General features: G+C 73.3%; 17 protein-coding genes. 6 read left to right on the forward strand and 11 right to left on the reverse strand.

Annotation, left to right across the window (positions count from 1 at the left end; genetic code table 11):
- Positions 1 to 170: 170 nt before the first annotated feature.
- The 4 genes from POL25_RS39600 to POL25_RS39615 all read right to left on the reverse strand — a co-directional run bounded on the left by POL25_RS39600 (position 171) and on the right by POL25_RS39615 (position 4,419).
- Positions 171 to 1,082: an HmuY family protein gene (locus POL25_RS39600; protein ID WP_272091597.1), complete on the reverse strand. Its 912-nt coding sequence runs from the start codon at positions 1,080 to 1,082 to the stop codon at positions 171 to 173.
- 146 nt (positions 1,083 to 1,228) lie between these two features.
- The gene (locus tag POL25_RS39605) at positions 1,229 to 2,038 is read right to left on the reverse strand and encodes a heme ABC transporter ATP-binding protein (protein WP_272091598.1); all 810 of its coding nucleotides are present in this window, start codon (positions 2,036 to 2,038) and stop codon (positions 1,229 to 1,231) included.
- Between the two features lie 253 nt (positions 2,039 to 2,291).
- Complete coding sequence (locus tag POL25_RS39610; protein ID WP_272091599.1) at positions 2,292 to 3,344, reverse strand: FecCD family ABC transporter permease; 1,053 nt, start codon at positions 3,342 to 3,344, stop codon at positions 2,292 to 2,294.
- A gap of 172 nt (positions 3,345 to 3,516) precedes the next feature.
- The gene (locus POL25_RS39615; protein ID WP_272091600.1) at positions 3,517 to 4,419 is read right to left on the reverse strand and encodes a heme/hemin ABC transporter substrate-binding protein; all 903 of its coding nucleotides are present in this window, start codon (positions 4,417 to 4,419) and stop codon (positions 3,517 to 3,519) included.
- Here POL25_RS39615 and POL25_RS39620 point away from each other — a divergent pair.
- The 3 genes from POL25_RS39620 to POL25_RS39630 are packed head-to-tail and all read left to right on the forward strand — an operon-like array spanning position 4,418 to position 5,635.
- On the forward strand, positions 4,418 to 4,609 hold the full coding sequence (locus tag POL25_RS39620) for a hypothetical protein (RefSeq protein WP_272091601.1): 192 nt from the start codon (positions 4,418 to 4,420) through the stop codon (positions 4,607 to 4,609). The two genes, POL25_RS39615 and POL25_RS39620, sit on opposite strands and share 2 nt — an antisense overlap.
- The gene (gene rpsD / locus POL25_RS39625; protein ID WP_272091602.1) at positions 4,606 to 5,223 is read left to right on the forward strand and encodes a 30S ribosomal protein S4; all 618 of its coding nucleotides are present in this window, start codon (positions 4,606 to 4,608) and stop codon (positions 5,221 to 5,223) included. Before POL25_RS39620 ends, rpsD begins: the two co-directional genes overlap by 4 nt.
- Before the next feature lie 7 nt (positions 5,224 to 5,230).
- Complete coding sequence (locus POL25_RS39630) at positions 5,231 to 5,635, forward strand: hypothetical protein (protein WP_272091603.1); 405 nt, start codon at positions 5,231 to 5,233, stop codon at positions 5,633 to 5,635.
- Between the two features lie 196 nt (positions 5,636 to 5,831).
- Here POL25_RS39630 and POL25_RS39635 read toward each other — a convergent pair whose 3' ends face one another.
- Positions 5,832 to 7,403: a hypothetical protein gene (locus tag POL25_RS39635; protein WP_272091604.1), complete on the reverse strand. Its 1,572-nt coding sequence runs from the start codon at positions 7,401 to 7,403 to the stop codon at positions 5,832 to 5,834.
- A gap of 84 nt (positions 7,404 to 7,487) precedes the next feature.
- Here POL25_RS39635 and POL25_RS39640 point away from each other — a divergent pair, with 84 nt between their 5' ends.
- The gene (locus POL25_RS39640; RefSeq protein WP_272091605.1) at positions 7,488 to 9,503 is read left to right on the forward strand and encodes a tetratricopeptide repeat protein; all 2,016 of its coding nucleotides are present in this window, start codon (positions 7,488 to 7,490) and stop codon (positions 9,501 to 9,503) included.
- Between the two features lie 243 nt (positions 9,504 to 9,746).
- On the forward strand, positions 9,747 to 11,582 hold the full coding sequence (locus POL25_RS39645; RefSeq protein WP_272091606.1) for a DUF2330 domain-containing protein: 1,836 nt from the start codon (positions 9,747 to 9,749) through the stop codon (positions 11,580 to 11,582).
- A gap of 104 nt (positions 11,583 to 11,686) precedes the next feature.
- Here POL25_RS39645 and POL25_RS39650 read toward each other — a convergent pair whose 3' ends face one another.
- The 3 genes from POL25_RS39650 to POL25_RS39660 are packed head-to-tail and all read right to left on the reverse strand — an operon-like array spanning position 11,687 to position 14,543.
- On the reverse strand, positions 11,687 to 12,106 hold the full coding sequence (locus tag POL25_RS39650) for a VOC family protein (RefSeq protein WP_272091607.1): 420 nt from the start codon (positions 12,104 to 12,106) through the stop codon (positions 11,687 to 11,689).
- Positions 12,107 to 12,146: 40 nt separating this feature from the next.
- A complete protein-coding gene (locus POL25_RS39655; RefSeq protein ID WP_272091608.1) occupies positions 12,147 to 13,622 on the reverse strand; it encodes a flavin-containing monooxygenase in 1,476 nt (491 codons plus the stop codon).
- Positions 13,623 to 13,652: 30 nt separating this feature from the next.
- Positions 13,653 to 14,543: a LysR family transcriptional regulator gene (locus POL25_RS39660; protein WP_272091609.1), complete on the reverse strand. Its 891-nt coding sequence runs from the start codon at positions 14,541 to 14,543 to the stop codon at positions 13,653 to 13,655.
- A 62-nt stretch (positions 14,544 to 14,605) separates the two neighbouring features.
- On the opposite strand from POL25_RS39660, the gene POL25_RS39665 reads away from it, so the two are divergent.
- Positions 14,606 to 15,157, forward strand: a complete 552-nt coding sequence (locus POL25_RS39665) for a ferritin-like domain-containing protein (RefSeq protein WP_272091610.1) — start codon at positions 14,606 to 14,608, stop codon at positions 15,155 to 15,157.
- 118 nt (positions 15,158 to 15,275) lie between these two features.
- On the opposite strand, the gene POL25_RS39670 is transcribed toward POL25_RS39665, so the two are convergent.
- From POL25_RS39670 to POL25_RS39680, 3 genes are all read right to left on the reverse strand, one after another.
- Positions 15,276 to 17,132, reverse strand: a complete 1,857-nt coding sequence (locus POL25_RS39670; protein WP_272091611.1) for a DUF3604 domain-containing protein — start codon at positions 17,130 to 17,132, stop codon at positions 15,276 to 15,278.
- Positions 17,133 to 17,179: 47 nt separating this feature from the next.
- On the reverse strand, positions 17,180 to 18,052 hold the full coding sequence (locus POL25_RS39675; RefSeq protein WP_272091612.1) for a HupE/UreJ family protein: 873 nt from the start codon (positions 18,050 to 18,052) through the stop codon (positions 17,180 to 17,182).
- 308 nt (positions 18,053 to 18,360) lie between these two features.
- Positions 18,361 to 19,215, reverse strand: a complete 855-nt coding sequence (locus POL25_RS39680; protein ID WP_272091613.1) for a peptidylprolyl isomerase — start codon at positions 19,213 to 19,215, stop codon at positions 18,361 to 18,363.
- Between the last annotated feature and the right edge of the window lie 74 nt (positions 19,216 to 19,289).

Consider the following 19,289-nt stretch of genomic DNA (forward strand, 5'->3'; position numbering starts at 1 on the left):
GGGATGCTCGCGCGTCGACGCGAAGGCGAAGTGATTCCTGCGGCTCGTCGAATCGGCGCATGAGTGCTGCGCGGGCATCGTCGCTTCGACGGGCGAGCGATGCCCGCGCATCGTCGCTGCTTCGGCCGATGGATCCGCCGTCGCCTCGCGCTCCGCGGCGTCGCGGCGCTTCACGGGAGGAAGCTCCAGCGCCAGGTCATGATCGCCGAGCCCGTGCCCATGGTGCCGTTCTCGTTGCAGTCGGCCTGGCCCTGTTCGTAGTAGGCCTCGATCACCAGCTTGACGGCGCGACCGTCGGCGAGGCGGAGGGCGAACGGGAAGCCGGTGGTGGTGACGCAGCCGGTGTAGCCCCACCAGCTGGCCATGCGGTACGCGGGGCTGCCGGGCAGGCCGGAGCCGTCCTCTTGCAGGGTGCAGGCGTCGTCGTAGTAGCTCTCGGGCGCGAACTCGGCGTCGGGCGGGGCGGCGTCGAGGTCGGCGTACTGGCCGGCGGGCGCGGCGACGGTGACGCACGACGGGCCCGAGCTGCCGCTGTTGGCGCGGATGCCGAAGCGCTTGGCGGCGATGTCCCAGGCGCCGCTCTCGAGCGCCGCGACGTCGTCGAGGTCGACCCGCGCGAGGCCGTCGTCGGTGAAGCGGAGGTAGACCCACGGATTCATCGCCGCGGCCATGGTCCCGCCGGCGGAGGCGTCGAGGGTCGAGACCCAGTCGTCGCCGTCGCGCACGCTGGCGACCTCGGCGTCGCTGACCTTGTCGTCTTGCAGCGACAGGTCCTGGATCGAGGCGTCGATGCAGGGGACGGGGGCCAGCGGGCAGGCGTTCGGGTCGACCGGCTCGTCGGTGGTGCCGGGGTCGGTGGTGGTCGGTGGCTCGGCGGTGGTGCCGGTCTCGGTCGTGGTGCCGGGTTCGGTGGCGGCCGAGCTCTCGTTGCCGGTCTCGGCAGTGCCGCCGGTCCCGGCATCGTTGCCGGTCGCGGCCTCGGTGCCGGTGCCGGTGTCGGCCGGATCGCCCTGGTCGCCGCAGGCGCCGACGAGCATGGCGAAGAGGATGAGGTGTAACTTGGGACAGGTCGTGAGGGACATGGGATGCGCGATCCTGGTGCGAGGTGATCTGAACTTTTGGACAGGTCCCCGGGCCCGACGAGCGGGCGGGCGAGATGAACCTTTGGACAGGTCCCCGGGGACAGGCGCGTGGGGCGCGTGCCGCGGCAGGACGGCCGCGGCCACGGTCACGCGTGGAGGTCGTCGGGCGGGCGCGGGAGGACGGCGAAGCCGCGGCCCGCGGGCGCGGGTACGAGGTCGAAGCGGGCGCCGAAGCACGCCTCGAGGCGCTCGGGGGTGAGGACGTCGGCCGGTTCACCGTGGGCGACGCAGCGGCCGGCGTGGAGCAGGGCGAGGTCGTCGGCGCACTGGCTGGCGGCGCCGAGGTCGTGGAGGACGAGCACGAGGGCGGTGTCGGTGGCGCGCACGAACTGGCGCAGGCGCGCGAGGATCCGGACGGCGTGGCCGGGGTCGAGGTTGGCGGTCGGCTCGTCGAGCAGGAGGTAGCGGCGCGGGTGCTCGGGGCTGGGCTCCCAGATCTGGGCGAGCACCCGGGCCAGCTGGACGCGCTGCTGCTCGCCGCCGGACAGGGTCGGGGCGAGGCGCTCGGCGAGGTGGGCGACCTCGGCCAGCTCGAGCGCGGCCCAGGCGATGTCGCGGTCGCGCCGGGTCTCGCCGCGGCCGGGGTGCGGGAGGCGCCCCAGGGTAGCGACCTCGAGCGCGGTCAGCGGGAAGCGCAGGGCGCTGGCCTGCGGCAGGACGGCCCGCATGCGCGCGAGGGAGGTGGGGTGGACCTGGGCGAGCGGGCGACCGTCGAAGCGCAGCTCGCCGGCGCTGGGGGCCTGCTCGCCGGCCCAGACGCGCAGCAGGGTCGATTTTCCGGCTCCGCTGGGGCCGACGACGGCGAGCACGCGGGCGCACTCGGCCACGAGCGAGAGGTCGCGCAGGAGCTCGGCGCGCCCGACGGTGACGCCGATGCGCGAGGCGACCAGGCTCACGCGACCTCCGATTGGGGGGCGGCGAAGCGAGGGGGATCGACCTCGGCCCCGGCGCGCCCGGGCGCATGGTCTTCGGGACAGGTCGAGCCGGGCCGCGCGTCGTGCGAGCCCGGGACCGGGGCCGGGCGGGGCGTGCGCATCAGGATGGCCTTCGGGACAGGTGGGGGCGCGACCGGGGGCGATCGCCTGGGTTCGACCCTTGGTTGCGATCGTTCTTCATAAGTATTCAGAACCAAAGATCTTACGGCGCTGCTCATGCGAACTCCGAGGCGCGCACGCGGGCGAGCAGGGCGAGGAACACCGGGGCGCCGAGCAGCGAGGTCAGGATGCCGACGGGCAGCTCGGCGGGGGCGAGCATGGTGCGGGCGGCGGCGTCGGCGAACAGCAGCAGGGCGGCGCCGCCGAGCGCGGCCGCGGGGATGAGGACGCGATGGCGCGGACCGACGAGCCCGCGCAGCAGGTGCGGGACGACCAGACCGACGAAGCCGATGATGCCGGTGAAGGCGACGCACACGCCGACGGCCAGGGCGACCTCGGTGATCACGCGCCGGCGTAGGCGCTCGACGTCGACGCCGAGGTGGAACGCCTCGGCCTCGCCGAGCAAGAGGGCGTCGAGCTCACGCGCGCGGCGCCACAAGAGGACGCCGGACAGGCCGACGAGGGGCACGAGGATGAGGCCGACGCTGTGGGTGATGCCGCCGAGCCCGCCGAGCAGCCACAGGCTGAGGTCGCGCAGCTGGCGGTCGTCGGCGAGGTAGCCGAGCAGGCCGATCGCGGCGCTGGCCAGGGCGCTGACGGCGATGCCGGCGAGCAGCAGGCCGACCACCGAGGTCTGGCCGCGGACCCGGGCGAGGGCGTGCACGATCCACGTGGCAACGAGCCCGCCGAAAAAGGCGAAGACCGGCTGGGTGAGGCCGCCGGGGAGCACGGGCAAGGCGCGGCCGAGCACGATGGCGAGGCCGGCCCCGAGCGCGGCGCCGCTGCTGACGCCGACGAGGCTCGGGTCGGCCAGCGGGTTGCGGAACAGGCCCTGCATGGCGCAGCCGGACACCGCCAGGCCGGCGCCGACGACCATGGCGCCGAGGGTCCGCGGCAGGCGCAGGGCGGTGAGGATGTAGCGCTCGCTCGGCTCGCAGGTCGGGTCGGGCGAGACGAGGCAGCCGACCGCGTGCGCGAGGTCGAGCGGGGCGGCGCCGACGGCCAGCTGCAGCAGCGCGCCGAGGACGACGAGGACGGCGAGGCCCACGAGGACCGGGCGCACGCGCCGGGCTGTCCCGGCGGACAGGCTCGCCCGGGCGGCGGTCACACGGCCGCTCCTGCGCCTGCGGACATGTGCGAACAGACAGGGACCGCCGAGGACCTGCGCGAAGAGACAGGTGACCGGGACCTGCGCGAAGCGACAGGTGCTCGGCTGAGGCCGGGCCGGGCGCCGGAGCTGCGCGGAGCGACAGGCGCGCCGTCGCGGAGGCGGCACCGCGTCACGGCGCCGCTCCTTCGCCGAGCTCGGGGTGGAGGGCGACCAGCAGCTCGCGCACGCCCTGGCCGATCCGCGGGCCGAAGCCGAGCAGCTTGAGGTCGTCGATGGCGACGATCCGCTGGTCGCGGCCGGCGGGCGTCTCGGCCAGGCCGGGGAGGGCGAGCAGGCCCGGGACGCCGCCCATGCTCTCGAGGCCGCGGCTCGGCAGGACGACCACGTCGGGCGCGGCGGCGACCACCGCCTCGGCGCTCCACGGCTTCATGCCGGTGAGGGCGCCGCCCGCGTTCTCGCCAGCGGCGAGGCGCACCAGCTCGGCGCCGGCGGTCTCGCGCCCGGCCACCAGCAGGCGGCCCGGCCCGCGCGCGTAGACGAACAGGACCCGCGGCCGCGAGGTGACGCGAGCGCGCATGCGGTCGGCCTCGGCCAGGTCGGCCTCGAGCGTGGCGAGCACCGTGGCCGCCGCTTCGGGCCGGCCGAGCGCGGCGGCGATGGCCGTGATGTTGCCGCGCGCGGCGTCGAGGTTCTCGCCCGACGGCAGCAGCTCGAGGCGGATGCCGGCGCTGCGCAGCTGCTCGACCGCGGTGGCCGGACCGGACGCGTCGCTGGCGAGCACCAGGTCCGGCCGGAGCCCGAGCACGCCCTCGGCGGAGAACTGCCGGTAGTAGCCGACCCGCGGGAGGGCAGCGGCGGTCTCGGGATAGAGGCTCGAGAGGTCGACGCCGACGACGCGATCCCCGGCCCCAAGCGCAAATACCGCTTCGGTGACCGAGCTGCCGAGGGTGACGATGCGCTGGGGAGCCGTGACCTCGGCCGTCGCGGGGGCTGGACCGTCGCCCGGGGCGGCGCAGGCCGGGAGCAGCACCGCAGCGAGGACGAGCGAGCGAAGGACGGTCGAGGCGAGCATGCAGATCCAGACCGATGACACCGCGAGGCGCGCGGGCCAGAGTGGTGGCTACCACATTTTGAAAATGCAAATCAAAGCTAATTTCGTGAGCGAACCGCGCAACTGGGGTGTCACGGCCCTGGAGTTTGGCTTGACACGAGATTTTGAAAACTGTTATCAATCCACCCCCTCGCTCGGAAGCGCACCATGAGTCGTTACACCGGACCCCGTCTCCGCATCCTCCGCCGCCTCGACGTCGACCTCCCGGGTCTGACCGCCAAGTCGCGCGAGAAGCGGCCCTATCCACCCGGACAGCACGGGCAGGCGCGGCGCAAGCGGCCGTCCGCCTACGGCATGCAGCTCGCCGAGAAGCAGAAGCTCTGCTTCAACTACGGCGTCAGCGAGCGGCAGATGCGGCGCCTGTTCGCCGAGGCGATCGCGGCCAAGGGCGTCACCGGTGAAGTGCTGCTCGAGCTGCTCGAGCGCCGCCTCGACAACGTCGTGTTCCGCTCCGGCCTCGCGCCGACGATCCCCGCGGCGCGGCAGCTCGTGACCCACGGGCACGTCCGCGTCGACGGCCATCGCGTCGACATCGCCTCGTTCCGCGTGCGCACCGGCGCCGAGATCACGCTGCGCCCGCGCAGCGTCGACCTCGACATCGTCCAAAAGGCCGTGGGCACGCCGGTCCGCATCCCGCTGCCGACGTGGCTCGAGACCGATCTGCCGCAGCGTCGGGTGAAGATGGTCGGCAAGCCGAGCGGCAACTCGGCTCCGTTCGAGCTCGATGTCCAGCTGGTGGTCGAGTACTACGCCCGCTTCTTCTAGGAGTGCCATGCCGCGCCCCTCGACCCCCGACAATTCGTTGATGGCGCTGATCGTGCGCCGCTGCGGTCTCGACGCGGTGGCAGCCGAGCTGCTGCAGCGAATCGAGGCCGCCGCGTGGGACCTCGTCGCCGACGGCGTGACGCCGGACGTGCTGCGCGCGGTGCTCGCGGTGGTCGCCGACGTGGCACCGGCTCCGGCGGGCCTGCCGTTCCGCGCGCGCCGGCTGCTGCGGAAGTTCGCCCGCGCCCGCGACGCCGGCGTGCCGCCCGACGTGGTCTCCAGCTTCACCGAGGACGCGCTGCGCATGGCGCTGCTGATCGACGACGCGTTCCACCGCGGCCACGCGCTCGGCCGCGCCGAGGCGACGACGCCGATCGAAGACGCGCCGCCGCCCGGGACCTGGCCGCACTGAGGCGCAAGCGCACCGGATGTCTGAAGGGACATGGCCGCGAGGTCATGTCCCTTTTGCGTGCATGGTTCACCGAGCCCGAGTCGGATGTCTGAAGGGACATGGCCGCGAGGTCATGTCCCTTCGTGCATGTGCTTCGCATTGGATGTCCGAAGAGACATGGCCGCGAGGTCATGTCCCTTCGTGCGCCCGGCTCGGGTCAGAGCGCCTGCGCGGCGATCCAGCGGAACACGCCGGGCCCGGTGCCGCGCATCAGCTCGGGGTCGGGCTCGAGCGCGTCGATGCGCGCCAGCTCGCCGGTCACCGAGAGCACGTACAGGTTGCGCGGGGCCGACGGCGGCAGCAGCAGCTCGACGCTGAAGCCCTGGTCGTCGCGGCTGTGGAGCAGCAGGTCGCCGTCGTCGTCGATCGCCAGCGCCCACATCGGCACGCCCTGGAACCGCTCCATGCCCGCCGACGACACGCGGACGATCTCCCCCGCCGTCACCCCGCCGACGTCCTGCGTGTCGCTGGCGCACGTCCAGGCGACGAAGCGGGCGTTCGGCGAGGCCACCGGCGGCTGGCCGCCGACGCATGGGCTCTGCTCCGCGCTCAGCAGCTCGAGCCGGTCGGCGTCGACGCGCAGCGCGGCCCCGCGGACCGTCACGAACAGCAGCGCGCGGCCGTCGGCGCTGACGCGGGTGAACAGCTCGCCGGTGTCGCCGATCAGCGGCCGGCCGTCGTGCTCGCCGGTCGTGTGGTCGTAGCGGCGGATCGCCAGGCCGTCACGGAACACGTAGTGGCGGGGCGAGACGGCGGCGACCAGGCGCGAAGGGTCGGCCCACGCGGGGGCGTCGCCCGGGACCGCGCAGGCGACCCCGGGCTCGTCGACGGCCCAGCGCCACACGCGGCAGAGGCCGTCGGCGCCGCCCAGGCTCAGCGCGCCGCCGTCGGGGTCGACCACGCCGAGGCCGCAGCTCGGGCCCGGGCCGGCGCAGCGGGCCCGCTGCAGCCGCGCGAGCGGGGCGTCGGGCAGGCGGGCCGCGCCCAGCTCGGTCAACGCGGGCGCGGCGTCGTAGCCCTCGGCTGGCCTCGGGTACCTGATTGCAAGGACATGTCCTTTGGGACCTGGCCGTAAGAACCCGTCCTCGGGGACACCTTGCACGGCGAACAGCACCGGGGCGTCGGCGGCGCCCACGACCCCCCAGACCTCGGCGCAGCCGGCCGGCAGCGGCCACGCGAGCGGCACGATCGCGGCCGGATCGCCGGCGCTGGTGGTGGCGACCCGGGGCGACAGCGGCACCAGCTGCAGCGCGGCCGGGCAGCCGGCGGTCCACCACAGCGCGCCGCCGGCGGGGGCGAAGCCGGTGGCGTCAGGGGCCAGGCGGGCGGGCAGGGCGAGCGGCAGGGTGCGCGCGCCGACGAGGTCGACGAAGCCGGCGCGCAGCGTGCCGAAGCTGTCCCCGAGTTCATGTTGCCAGCCGCCGTCGCCGGCGCGGATAAGGGCGCCCTGACCGCGCGGATCGAGCTCGACCACGAGGGGCTGCGCGTCGGCCTCGGGGCCCGGTTCGGCGGGCAAGAGCTCGCGGAAGGCGAGGTCGCCGGCGTCGTAGATCGTCAGGGTCCGGGCCCCCTCCTTGCCGCGCTGCGACGCGATCCACACCGCGCGCGCGTCGACCGTGGGCGGGCCGCACGCGACGAGGCCAACGACGGTCAGGACGGTCAGGATCGCCGCGCCCGCGCGAGCGCGAAGGCCCGCGGGCGGGCGCGGGGGCGTCGCTTGTGACTTCACTCCCCCGCCTGGTGTCGCCGCGGCCACCACCCCCAGGGTACCAGCCTTGCGCGCCCGATGCGGGTTTGGCAGGCTTCGCGCCTCATGTCCGGCGACCCCAAAGACCCTGATTACGACGACACCGAAGCCGCCCTCGAGCCCGGCGAGCTGATGTTCGACGACGGCGACGAGGACGAGGTCGCGGCCTCCGAAGAGGAGATCCAGGAGGCGGCCCAGGCGATCGAGCTCGTCACGCTGCCGGTCTCGTGCACCAACGAGGGCAAGGGCGCGCCGCTCGGCATGGGCATCCAGCGCTTCTGGGCCCAGGAGCTGGCCGAAGCCGGGGTCCGGGCCGCCGCGCCGGTATTCACCGCGATCCAGGAGCAGGAGGGCCGCCGCGCGCCGGCGCTGATGATCTTCCGCGAGCCGTGGACCGACGAGCGCGCGCTCGAGGGCATCAACCGGTTCGCCAACGCCAAGTTCGGCCTGGCGACCGACATGTTCGCGCAGGAAGAGAAGGTCACGCTGACGGCCCGCCTGGTCGCCATCAGGCCGGGGCCCGCGCTCGAGACCGTCGACACCTTCGTCGCCGAGACCACCGCCGAGCAGCTGCCCGGCGAGGTGTTCGTGCTGACGCAGAAGATCGCCGCCGCGCTCGGCAAGCAGGTCGAGAAGAAGACCTGGCAGGAGGCGTTCGGCACCGAAAACGTGCAGGCGATCATCTCGTTCCTGGTCGGCCTCGGCAACCTCAGCGCGCTCCAGGGCCGCTGCGTGCCGACGACCTCGGACCAGCTGCTGTCGCCGCTGATGGACGCCCTCGGCCGCGCGCCGGAGATGGACGTGACCATGCAGGCGCTGCACGCGATGACCGACATCCTCATCGCCGGCCAGCCCGACCAGGCCGCCATCCCGCTGTCGGTGCAGGCGCTGTCGATCGCGGCGCAGAAGCGCAAGAACGATCAAGGCGCGTGGCACCACCTCGCGCTGGTCCTGCGCCGCGTCGGCGACCTCGGCTCGGCGGTCCAGGCGTTCCAGCAGGCGATCAACCTCGGGCCGCAGAACGCCGCGGTCGCGGCCGGCTTCGTCGACACCCTGCGGGCCGCCGGCGACCTCGAGAACGCGCTCAAGGTGGCCCAGTTCGCGGTCGAGAACGGCAACGAGGGCGTCCTGTTGATGGCCCAGCTCGGCAGCCTCCTGATCGAGAACGATCAGTTCGACGAGGCCGAGCCGTTCCTCCGCCGCGCGGTCGAGGAGGGCAAGGTCCCCAGCGCCTACGGCGACCTCGCCAACGTGCTGTGGGAGACCACCGAGGACGACCCGAAGAAGGTCCAGGAGGACCGCGACGAGGCGCTCGCGCTGCTGGCCCAGGCCATCGAGCAGCCCACGCTGCACAAGAGCGCGCTCGACATCCTGCTCGACCTCCACGAGGAGGAGAAGCTCGAGAAGGCGACGCTGCTGATGCTGCGCGCCGCCGAGAAGCACGCCGAGAACGCGACCGTGCTGCGCTACGTCGCCAGCATGTACCTCGAGGGCGACGAGCCGGCCCGCGCGCGCCCGTACCTCGATTCGATCCTCAAGCTGCAGCGCCGCAGCCTCGACGACGACGCGTTCGCGCGCCGGGCGATCCTCACCCTCGACGTCGAGGGCTTCGAGGACCGCTACGACCAGGCCATCGACTACGTGCGCAGCGGCGACCCGCAGAAGCACCTCGCCGCGGCCAAGTTCCTGCGCGAGATGATCGGCCGTGACCCGCGCTACTGGCAGCCGCACCTGATGCTGGCCCTGGCGGTGCGCGACAGCGAGGGCGACGCCTCGGCGCTGTCGCACCTCAACGACGCCGTCCGCCTGCGCCCGAACGACGCCGAGATCCGCAACCTCATGTCGGCGATCCTGCGCAAGCAGGGCCGCGCGCGCGAGGCCGTGGAGCACCTGCGCGCGGTCGTGGCGATCAACCCGCGCGAGATCGAGCCGGTCGTCAACCTCGCCTCGGCGATGCGCGACGCCAACATGTTCGACGAGGCGCGCCAGGTCTGCACCGCGGCGCTGCAGATGATCCCGGACCACCCGGAGTTCAAGCGCATCCTCGACAGCCTGCCGCCGCCGCGCCAGCGCCAGAACTGAGCCGCCCCCGACGGCTCCGACCTGGAGCCGAGACACGACGCGCATGCCGGCGAGCCGGGGTGCGCGTCGTCGGTCTTCGTGGGCACGAGCGAGAGCGAGTGAACATCGTTCGCCACGGATGTCGTGAGCGAGCGGCCGACGCCTGGCGATGGTGCTGCGCCGCGAACTCGTTCAGCCTGTCACGACGGCGTGGGGCGCTCTCCGAGGGGCTTCTCCGCGATCGTCCCACCGGGAGTCAACGTGATGCGAGCGCTTAAATTGAAGTGTGCGTGGAGTCGGGCCCTGACCCTTGGCATCGGGCTCGGCGCGGGCTGGACCCTGGCGATGCCGCAGACGGCCGAGGCCTGCGGCGGCGTGTTCTGCGACGGCGGGCTGCCGAACTCGATGCCCGTCAACCAGGACGGCGAGAACGTGCTGTTCGTGCTCGACCAGAACGAGGTCGAGGTCCACATCCAGATCAGCATCGATCCCAACACCAACGCGCAGAAGTTCGCGTGGCTGATCCCGATCGCCCAGATCCCCGAGTTCGAGGTCGGCTCGCAGCCCCTGTTCGACGCGCTGCTGAACTCGTCGGTGCCGACCTACCAGGTCCAGCAGACCTTCGAGGTCTGCGGCGAGAGCGGCCTCTCCGGCGGGTTCACGACCGGCGGCAGCGGCGACCCGGGCCTCAGCAGCGACAGCAACGGGACCGGCACCGACGGCAACGAGAGCGCCGGCGAGGACCCGGTGCTGTTCAAGACCACCGCCGGCGCGTTCGAGATCGTGGTCCTGCAGGACAAGCAGATCGGGCCGATCAAGGACTGGCTGATCGACAACGACTACCAGTGGATCGACGGCTCGGAGACGGTGCTGCAGCAGTACCTCGACGAGGGCCAGGTGATCGTCGCGCTCAAGCTGGCGGCCGGGTCCGACGGCGGTGACGTGCACCCGATCGTGCTGCGCTACCCGTCGAACGAGAACTGCTTCCCGCTGCGGCTGACGCGGTTCGCGTCGATCGAGAACATGGACATCCGTGTGTTCGTGCTCGGCGACAAGCGGGCGGCGCCGACCAACTACCGCCACGTCCTCGTCAACCCGCTGAAGATCGACTGGCTGTCGTTCGCGACCAACTACAAGGAGGTCATCACCAAGGCGGTCGACGACCTCGAGGCCGACGGGCTGGCGTTCGTGACCGAGTTCGCCGGGGCGTCGAGCGTGGTCCAGCCGTTCGCGTTCAACTTCTACAGCACGTCGTGGAACGAGGCGGCGTTCATCGGCATCCCGCCCGAGCAGGTGGTCCAGGTGCTGAACGAGCAGGGGCTGACGCAGTGCTTCGACCCCGAGTTCTGCTTCTACAACCACCCGCTGGTCGAGAGCCTGCTGAACGATTTCCTGCCGGTGCCCGACGGCCTGACGGCGGAGGAGTTCTACTGGAACCTGCCCGCCTACGTCGACCAGATCGACGCGATGGCGTGGGGCGACGGCAGCGCGTTCGCGCAGGCGCTCGACAGCCGGATCATCGCGCCGGGCGAGCACGCGCAGGAGCTGATCGACACGTATCCGTACCTGACGCGCATGTACACGGTGATCTCGCCCAACGAGATGATCGCGGACCCGATCTTCCACATCAACCCGGACTTGCCCGACGTGGCGAGCTTCCGCTCGGCGACCGAGTACAACCTGTGCGACGGCAACAGCGTGGTGACGCTGCCCGACGAGCGCGAGATCTTCGTGCCGAACGGCGGGCCGTGGCCGGAGTTCATCGGCGAGATGTGGTGGGCCGAGGAGGTCCAGCAGGTCGCCCTCAAGGGCAAGCCGATGCACCTCGTCAACAACACCGCGGCGATCAACAAGAAGATCGAGGAGTGGAACCTGGCCCACGGCTGGCCGCGCTTCCCCGACGCTCCGACGACCAGCGCCAGCGACACGGACACCGACAGCTCGGGCTCGGGCTCGAGCGGCGGGCCCGACTCTGCCACCGGCGGGGGACAGAACGACAGCAGCGGCTGCGGCTGCCGCAGCGACGGGACCCCGGGCGCCGGGATGCTGGCGCTCGTGGGGCTGGGGCTGCTGGCGCAGCGGCGCCGGCGGCGGGCGTGAGGCTGTTTTCTCGCGCCTGACCTCGAGGGCATGTCCGTAAGGGCATGCTCTCGAGGCGCTGTTCGTAAGGACATGTCCTCGGCGACATGTCCGTGCGGTCAGCCTCAGAAATCGATGACGACGGAGCGGGCCGAGACCTTGGCCGGGCCGTGGAACACCGCCTCGACGTTGTTGCCGGCGGGGTCGAGCAGGAACGCGGCGTAGTAGCCGGGGTGATACGGGCGCTCGCCGGGGGCCCCGTTGTCGCGGCCGCCCGCGGCCAGGCCGGCGGTGTGGAAGCGTTCGACGGCGCCACGATCGGGGGCCTGGAAGGCCAGGTGGACCCGCCCGGTGGTCTGACCCTGGGCCGCCTTGCTCTCGGCGGTGGAGATGAAGAGCTCGTCGTACCACACGTGGTCGTCGGCCTCGCCCCCGCGCGGGACGCCGAGAGCGCCGAGCACCGCGGCGTAGAAGCGCTTGGCCGCGGGGAGGTCGGTGACGACGAGCTGGATGTGATCGATGAGGCGACCGCGGTGGAGCTGCATGCCCCACCGTAGCCGATCGTTCGGCGCGCGCAACGCCGAGTCAGGCGACGGCCTGGTAGTCGCGCAGGTCGAGCTGACGGGTGCGGAGCCAGTAGCTGACCGTAAAGCCAGGCCACAGCGCGGCGGCCCGACCATCGGCGGTCTGATACCAGCTCTTGCAGCCCGAAGACCACACCGTGCGGCCGAGCTGCTCGTAGAGCTCGCTGGCGAAGGCACTCTGGACCTCGGGGCGGACGTCGAGGGTCCGCAGGCCGCGGTCGCGGAGCGCCAGGATGCACTGCAGCGCGTAGCGGACCTGGGCCTCGATCATGAAGATCATCGAGTTGTGGCCGAGACCGGTGCCGGGGCCCATGAGCAGGTAGAGGTTGGGGAAGCCCGCGACGGTGATCCCGAGGTAGGTCTCGGGCTTGCCGCGCCAGTGGGCGTTGAGCTCGTGGCCGTCGGCGCCGACGATTGTGATGGCCGAGAGATAATCGGTGGCACGGAAGCCAGTGCCGAGGACGATGGCGTCGACCTCGCGCAGCACGCCGTCGCTGGTGCGCACGCCGGTCGGCTCGATGCGCTCGATCGCATCGGTCACCAGCTCGACGTTGGGCCGCGTCAGCGCCGGGTAGAAATCGTCGGAGATCAGGACGCGCTTGCAGCCCATGCGGTAGTCGGGCCGCAGGCGGGCGCGCAGGGCCGGATCGGCGATCTGGCGCGCGAGGTGCCGGCGCGCCAGCGGCTCGACCAGGCGCATGATCGCGGGCCGCATGAAGGCCAGCGCGCGCGCCTCGTGCTGCCAGTAGAGGCCGCTCCGCACCAGCCGCTGCAGGGCCGGCGCGCGGGCGTAGACGCGGCGCGCCAGCGGGCCGATCGGGTGGTCGGGCTTGGGCACGATCCACGCGGGGGTGCGCTGGAACAGGTGCAGCCGCTGCACCTTCGGGGCGATCTGCGGCACGAACTGGATCGCGCTGGCGCCGGTGCCGATGACGGCGACTGTCTTTTGAGACATGTCGTAGCCGTGGTCCCAGCGGGCCGAGTGGAAGGTCTTGCCGGCGAAGCTGTCGAGCCCCGGCAGCTCGGGGTAAGCGGGCAGGTGGAGGGCTCCGTTGCCGAGCACGAGGGCGCGGGCGCTGTACTGCTCGCCTGCTTTGGTGCGCACGCGCCAGCGGCCGGCGGCGCGGTCGAACGCGGCGTGCTCGACCTCGGCGCCGAAGCGGATGTGGCGGCGGACGTCGTACTTGTCGGCGCAGCGCTCGAGGTAGGCCTGGATCTCCGCCTGCAGCGGGAAGGCGCGGGTCCACGCCGGGTTCTGCTCGAACGAGAACGAGTAGAGGTGCGAGGGGATGTCGCAGGCGGCCCCGGGATAGGTGTTGTCGCGCCAGGTGCCGCCGACGCTCGTGGCCTTCTCGAGCACGACGAAATCGGTGACGCCGACGCGGCGCAGCTGGATAGCCATGCACAGGCCGGAGAAGCCGGCGCCGACGATCACCACGTCGACGTCGCGGGAGGTGCTCGCAGCGAGTTCGGTCATCGGCCGCAGTGTAGCGTGGGGCGACGCGGGTCACGGCGCTCTCGCGCTGCGCACGTCGAGGGCGACGAGCCGCTCGCGCAGGCGCGAGGCCGCGGGCGGCAAGCTGGCGCCGCGCCGCCACATCAGGCGGTACGTCACGTGGCCGAGCTCGGGCACCGGGCGCGCGACGGCGCCGCGAGGCAGGCTGCAGCTGCCGTTGACGATGGCGACGCCGAGGCCGAGGCCGGCGAGGTGCAGCATCAGCGGCCAGCCGTCGGCCTCGATCGGCGGCGCGCCGACGTCTGCCAGGCCGGCCAGCGCGCGGCCGACGAACGCGCGGTGCGACTGGCCCGCGGGGGCGAGGATCAGCCGCTCCCCCGCGAGGTCGGCCAGGCGCACGCGACGACGCCGGGCCAGGCGGTGACTGGCGGCCATCGCCACGCACAGCGGGGTGCGCAGGAGATCGCGGGCGACCAACTCCTCGGGCACGAGGTCGACGACACCCACTGCCAGGTGAGCCGCGCCCTCACGCACGGCCTCGGCGGCGTCGGGCCCGCCGCGGGTGATCGGGCACAGCGTGGCGTCGGGCTCGTCGCGCGCGAAGGCCCGCAGGCTCGGGCCGAGCAGGTAGAGGTACGCGCCCTCGCCGGCGGCCAGGACGACGCGCTCGCGCCGGGCCTCGCCGCGCAGCTCGGCGAGGAAGCTCCGGGTACGCGCCAGCTCCTCGCGGGCGAACGCGGCCACCCGCACGCCGGCGTCGGTGAGCCGCAACTGACGGCCCTCGCGCTCGTACAGCGCCGCGCCGACCTCCTGCGCGAGGCGGGCGATCCGCTCGAACAGGGCCGGCTGCGACAGGCCGACCACCTTGGCCGCGCGGGTGAGGTTGAGGGCGTCGGCGAAGGCCACGAACGCGCGCAGCAGCTCACCGTCGAGTATCGGCACGACCGATGACATATCGAAGCATTCTAGACGACGCCGATAGCTCGCGGGGCCACCCTTCCAGCATGCACGACGCCACCGCCGCTCCTCGCAGCTCGGCCGCCTGGTGGGCCGAGACCAAGGCCGACCCCGCGCGCCTGCTCGCCTGGCTGTTCGCGCAGTACCGCGGCGAGGTCACCGCCGCGCAGCGGATCGCCCGTCTGCGCGACGCCCACGCGACCCCGGGCAGCCGGGCTTACCGGCTGCTGACGGCGATCGCCGGGCAGGAGCGCGACCACGCCGAGTGGGTCGGGGCGCTGCTGCAGGCCCGCGGCCACGCGCCCGCGGTGGTCGGCCCGGCCGAGGCGCGCTACTGGCGAGCGACGCTGCCCGGCATCGACGACCTCGAGACCGGCTGCGCCGTGGGGGCCCACGCCGAGGCGATGCGGCTGGCGCGGATCGAGGCGATCGCGGGCGATACGACGGCGCCGGCCGACATCCGCGCGGTGTTCGCCCGCATCCTGCCGCAGGAGCGCTTCCACGAGCGGGCGTTTCGCTCGCTGGCGACGCCGGCGAGCCTGGCCGCGACGCGCGGGGCCCACGAGCTCGGCCGCGCGGTGCTCGGGCTCGAGGCGTGAGGCGGCAGATCGGCTGTCTGCGAGAGCATGTCTCCGAGGGCATGTCTCGAAGAGCATGTCGTGAAGGACATGGCCTCGAGGTCTTGTGGTGTGCGGTGCGTCCCGACCGGCTCCGGCCTCATGCGCCCGGCGAGTACCAGATCGGGCTGGTCCAGGCGCGCTCCTGGATGGTGCGCGGGACGGTCGGGTCGCTGCACGCGGGCGGGCGGGCGTCCTCGGCGAGGCCGAGGCAGTCGCGCCAGCTCCAGCGGCACACCGGGTCCTCGATCACGCGCACGTAATAAAAGGCGGGGCGCGCCGGGTCGAATTCGGGGTCGCGCCAGACCCCGCACAGGAGGGCCGCGCCGCGCTGCTCGGCGGCGCAGGTGGCCTCGTCGACGCTCGAGCCGTCGGGTCCGCCGGCGACGTCGATCACCGCGATCTGGCCGACGCCGTCCTCGTCTTGCCAGCCCTTGATCACCTGGATCCGCTCGAGCCGCGACCCGGGCGCGCCGGCGCTGCCGGGGTCCATCTGCGCGCTGACGGCGATGACCGGGCCCGACGTACCTGTCCTTTCAGGCAGGATCGCCCCCATCGGCACGCCGCGAGCGTCGGCGGCCGCGACGAAGTCGCCGGCGCCGCACAGATCTTCGGGCAGGCCCCAGCCGCCGAACACCCGCACGGCCATGCGCGGGCCGCTGGTGCCGTAGACCTCGCGGCGGCGGAGCGCGTCCCAGATCGACTCGCGGCTGTTCTCCTCGGCCCACACCGCGACCAGGCCGCCGGGGCTGTTGCGCGCGCCCGCGGGCACGTTGCCGGTGAGGCGGGTGACGGGGTCGCTCTCGCGGGCGCCGAAGTGGCCGGGGTAGGTCGCCTCCTCGACGTTGCCGGGCGTGCCGTTGTGGGTGTCGGTGCTGGCGATGACGCCGAGGCGGAACGGGTTGACGCCGAGGCGCTGCTCGGCGCCGAGGCCGGCGAGCAGGATCCCGCGCAGGAAATCGAGGCGCGACACGCAGCCGCGGCCGACCATGCCCTGGCTGCCGGTGCCGTCGCCGCAGTCGTCGAACGGCAGCACGCGCAGCTTCTCGAAGTCGCACAGCTCGTCGGGCGGGCCGAGGCCGACGACCCCGCGCGAGCACTCCGAGTCGCCCTTGTGCTGGTAGATCTCGAGCAGCGGCTCGAGGTCGGCGCGGACCTCGGCGAGCTCGGTCTCGTCGGCGCCGGCGGGCAACTCGGGCGTGAACAGGTTGCCGTTCGACCAGTTGCTGTTGTGCGGGATCGCCAGCACGTCGCAGCCCTCGCGGCCCTCGCGGCACTCGCCCTGCAGCCGCTGCCACAGCTCGCCGGCGGTCGGCGCCTCGAAGTGCGTGACCGGCAGCGCGGGTACGCGGCTCGAGCGGAAGATGACGTTGCGGTGGAGGTTCGACAGCATGCGCGAGCCCGACCACTCGTAGGCGACGAAGCTGGTGAAGCGGCAGGCGGCGGAGCGGTCGTAGGCGGCCTCGGCGGCCTCCTGCACGCGCTTCCACACCGCCCCGGCCCGCGCCTCGCAGTCGAGCCCGCCCTTGCCGCACAGGTCGTCCCAGCGGGTCGCGTCGTCGCCGTCGAGGCCGAGGCCGAAGTTGACGAGCGCCGCGGTGGTGCCGGCGCGGAAGTCCTGGCAGCGGTCGCTGTCGTAGACGGCCGAGCCCGGGGTGGTGCAGCCCTCGACCTCGGCCAGGTATTCGGCGTGATCGGTGACGGCGGCGAAGTCGAGCGGGCGCGCGAGCTTCATGCCGGCGACCTGCTCGCCGCGGGCGAACCGGTAGGCGCCGGCCGGATCGGTGCGCACGTCGTTGATCCAGGCGTCGAACGAGTAGGCGGTGTGGACGTGGAGATCGCCGAAGTAGAGGTTGCGCTGCGGGTTGCGGTCGCTGCACGCCTCGCGGCGGTCGACGAACGGCTCCGGCTCGGGGCGACAGGCGAGCTGACCCATCAGGCATGTCGTCAGAGACATGGCCGAAACGACAGGGCGAAGAGAACAGGTTCGATGGGACAGGCCGGTCATGCGGGGCTCCAGAAGGCGAGGACGCGCTCGATGGTCCAGGCGACGGCGACGGCGCCGAGGGCGAGGGCCGGGAGGGCGCGCAGCGGGGCGCGCGCGCGGGTCGGCAGGCGAGCGAGGCCGGCGCGGGCGAGGGCGGCGAGGGCGAGCACGACGGCGGCGACCAGCAACTGGCCGAGCTCGACGCCGGCGTTGAAGGCCAGCAGCGCCGGCACGGCGGCCCCCTGCGGCAGGCCGATCTCGGCCAGCGCGCCGGCGAAGCCGAGGCCGTGGAGCAGCCCGCAGGCGCCGGCGAGGCGCCAGGCGGCGCCGGTCGAGGGCTTCTCGCCGAGGGCGAGGGCGCGGGCCAACAGCACCAGCGAGACGGCGATGCAGGCCTCGACGGGCGCCTGCGGCAGCGCGAGCAGGCCGAGCGCCGCGAGCGCGAGGGTGAGGCTGTGGGCCGCCGTGAAGGCCGTGAGGGCGCCAGCGAGCCGCAGCGCCGGGCGCACGAGCAGCGTGAGGCCGGCGACGAACAGCAGGTGATCGGCGCCGCCGAGGATGTGCTCGACGCCGAGGGCGAGGTAGCCGGGCGGCGGGCCGGGGCTCGGGTCGAGCGGGGCGGTGGTTTGACCTGGCCGGAGGACCATGGTCTGAAGGCCAGCCTCGGGGCGGCGCAGGTGGACGATCAGCTCGCCGCGCGCGAGGCCGGTGACGCCGAGCTCGCCGCGCAGGCCGTCGGGACCGCAGTTGGCGCGCAGGCGGCCGGGCGGGGCGGGCGAGGGCCGACAGTGCGGCGGGAGCTCGACGCGCAGGGCCTGGAGGTCGGGCTCGGGCGGGAGCTCGAGGCGGCCCTGGACGCGGCCGTCGGCGGCCTGCTCGAGCACGAGCACGGCCGGGCGGAACTCGTGGGCGCGGGCAACCGAGGCGTGGAGCAGCAGCGGCGCGGCGATGATCGCGGCGAGTGCTTTTGAGCCCGCCGCGGGCGGCGTCGGACGCGAGATCGAGGTGGCCGAAAGGACAGGTAATTCAGAAAGTTTCGCAGGGATCGCGGGCTGCGGCGCCGCGCACCGGGTCCGAGCGGAGGTTGAGATGGCCGAAGGGACAGGTAGGCCTCCGGGAGCGGTGCCTGCGAGCCGCGACGGGCGGGCGAGCGCCATGTCCGAAGGGACATGTGATGCGCCCGGTATGACTTCGGCGGTCACAGGTCGTGCTCCGCGAGCATCGCGGCGAGGTCGGCCGGCAGGTCGGTCAGGTCGGCGGGGTCGCTGCGGCGCAGCTCGGCGAGCGCGGCCTCGACGGCCTCGGCGCGGCGGCGCTCGGCCAGGTCGGCGGCCAGCCGCGGGCGCGCGGCGGCGAGCGGCAGCAGCTCGGCGGGCGCGCGGGCGTCGACGCGGACGGCGTGGGCGCCGAGCGGAGACTGTACGATCGACCATGTCCCTGCGGGCATGTCCGTGAGGGCAGCCGCGAACTCGGGCCCGAACAGGCCGGCGTAGTCGCTGGCGGGGCGCAGGCCGAAGCGGCGGGCGTGCGGGCCCGGATCGCCGAGCGCGGCCGGATCGGCGCCGGCTTCGAGGAGGCGGACCAGCTCGCCCGCGGCGGCCGCGGGATCGGGGTGACGCCCGCGCGCGGCGAGCACCTGCGTCAGCGCGAGCCGGGCAGGCGCGGAGTAGCGGGCCGGTTCGGCGTCGCGCAGGGCCAGCAGGGCGGCGTCGGCGAAGGAGTCGACGTCGGCGGTCGATTCGTGGGCGAGGCGCAGCTTCTGGATCAGGCGCCGGCGCACGATCGGGTCGTCACGATCGAGGCCGAGGCGCACGGCCTCGCGGGCCATGCGCTCGTCGTCGAGCGCGTCGCGCAGGGCCGCGGCCAGCTCGCGGTCGTCGGGGGCTCGCGCGAGCCGCTCGGTCAGCCCGGCCCGGGTCGACTCGACGCGGTCGCGGTCGACCCGCATGCCCGCGTCCGGATCGGGGCGCACTTGCGCGTGCAGGGCGAACAGGGCCAGCCCCGCGACGAGGAATTGGACGAGCGGTTCGCGGACGAGGGCGCGCCAGGTCAAGGCGCGGAACTATCCCTCGCGGGCGCCCGCGCGGGCAAGGGGCGGCCGCGCGGTGTCCGGCAATTCGACCGCAA

The sequence above is a fragment of the Nannocystis bainbridge genome (assembly GCF_028368995.1).
Classification (GTDB): Bacteria; Myxococcota_A; Polyangia; order Nannocystales; family Nannocystaceae; genus Nannocystis; species Nannocystis bainbridge.

What these genes read in the sequence shown, in the direction of transcription:
- POL25_RS39670 (WP_272091611.1), bottom strand. Translation starts at nt 17,132, where the DNA reads ATGTCTCTGACGACATGCCTGATGGGTCAGCTCGCCTGTCGCCCCGAG.
- rpsD (WP_272091602.1), top strand. Translation starts at nt 4,606, where the DNA reads ATGAGTCGTTACACCGGACCCCGTCTCCGCATCCTCCGCCGCCTCGAC.
- POL25_RS39645 (WP_272091606.1), top strand. Translation starts at nt 9,747, where the DNA reads ATGCGAGCGCTTAAATTGAAGTGTGCGTGGAGTCGGGCCCTGACCCTT.
- POL25_RS39620 (WP_272091601.1), top strand. Translation starts at nt 4,418, where the DNA reads ATGCAGATCCAGACCGATGACACCGCGAGGCGCGCGGGCCAGAGTGGT.
- POL25_RS39615 (WP_272091600.1), bottom strand. Translation starts at nt 4,419, where the DNA reads ATGCTCGCCTCGACCGTCCTTCGCTCGCTCGTCCTCGCTGCGGTGCTG.
- POL25_RS39600 (WP_272091597.1), bottom strand. Translation starts at nt 1,082, where the DNA reads ATGTCCCTCACGACCTGTCCCAAGTTACACCTCATCCTCTTCGCCATG.
- POL25_RS39640 (WP_272091605.1), top strand. Translation starts at nt 7,488, where the DNA reads ATGTCCGGCGACCCCAAAGACCCTGATTACGACGACACCGAAGCCGCC.
- POL25_RS39650 (WP_272091607.1), bottom strand. Translation starts at nt 12,106, where the DNA reads ATGCAGCTCCACCGCGGTCGCCTCATCGATCACATCCAGCTCGTCGTC.
- POL25_RS39665 (WP_272091610.1), top strand. Translation starts at nt 14,606, where the DNA reads ATGCACGACGCCACCGCCGCTCCTCGCAGCTCGGCCGCCTGGTGGGCC.
- POL25_RS39655 (WP_272091608.1), bottom strand. Translation starts at nt 13,622, where the DNA reads ATGACCGAACTCGCTGCGAGCACCTCCCGCGACGTCGACGTGGTGATC.
- POL25_RS39630 (WP_272091603.1), top strand. Translation starts at nt 5,231, where the DNA reads ATGCCGCGCCCCTCGACCCCCGACAATTCGTTGATGGCGCTGATCGTG.